Annotated in this window: 1 pseudogene; it reads left to right on the top strand. The window is 31.8% G+C overall.

Annotated features, from left to right (window positions below):
• Positions 1 to 277 precede the first annotated feature (277 nt).
• Positions 278 to 729, top strand: a pseudogene (locus ACFFAP_RS37535) (mechanosensitive ion channel family protein); the annotation flags it as partial.

Here is a 729-nt window from a genome sequence, read left to right as displayed (position 1 = left end):
GTAGTTTTACGACTCATAAATACCAATGAATAATAGCAAAAAATATTTTATAAATAAATTTCTAAGTTTAGCTTTGATAGTATTTATACTTATCATCCTTATCCCTTTTGCTTATTCTCAGGAGAACACTCCACCCACTAGTAAGGCTTCAGCCATTAGTAAGATAGATGGTGTGACTGTAGTTTTGGGAGATTAAACATTATTTGTCATTAAAGCAGGTGTCGGCGCATTTTCAGCATCAGAGCGATCGCAGGCGGTGACAAACAGAATTGAAACAATGGCTAAAGACTTAACAGTTCCAGTTAATTCTTTAAAAATTTCCGATCAGCCAAGTATAACAGATATTTTATCTGGTGATAAAGTCATATTTACGATTACAGATGGTGATGCAAAAGCAGCAGGTAAAACAAGGCAAGAACTTGCTAATGAATATCTCCCAAAAATTAGTAATAGTATCATTCAGTATAGACAAGAGCGGAGTTTAAAAAATATTCTGTTTGGAGTTATTTACACAGTTATTTCTACCTTTGCACTTTGGCTAATTTTCAAAATTTTAAATCAGATATTTCAGAAAATATTTAATGGTATAAGTAATTGGCAAGCAAGAAGTATACTTGCTGTACGCATTCAAAACTTTGAGCTTTTGCCCGCATCAAGAATTACCTACATTTTAAATAATATTATTAAAACAATTCGCTTAGTGCTGGTACTAGAAATTCTTTATATTTA

The organism is uncultured Nostoc sp. (genome assembly GCF_964245575.1).
Classification (GTDB): domain Bacteria; phylum Cyanobacteriota; class Cyanobacteriia; order Cyanobacteriales; family Nostocaceae; genus Nostoc.
This window is presented reverse-complemented; position numbering and strand designations above follow the sequence as displayed.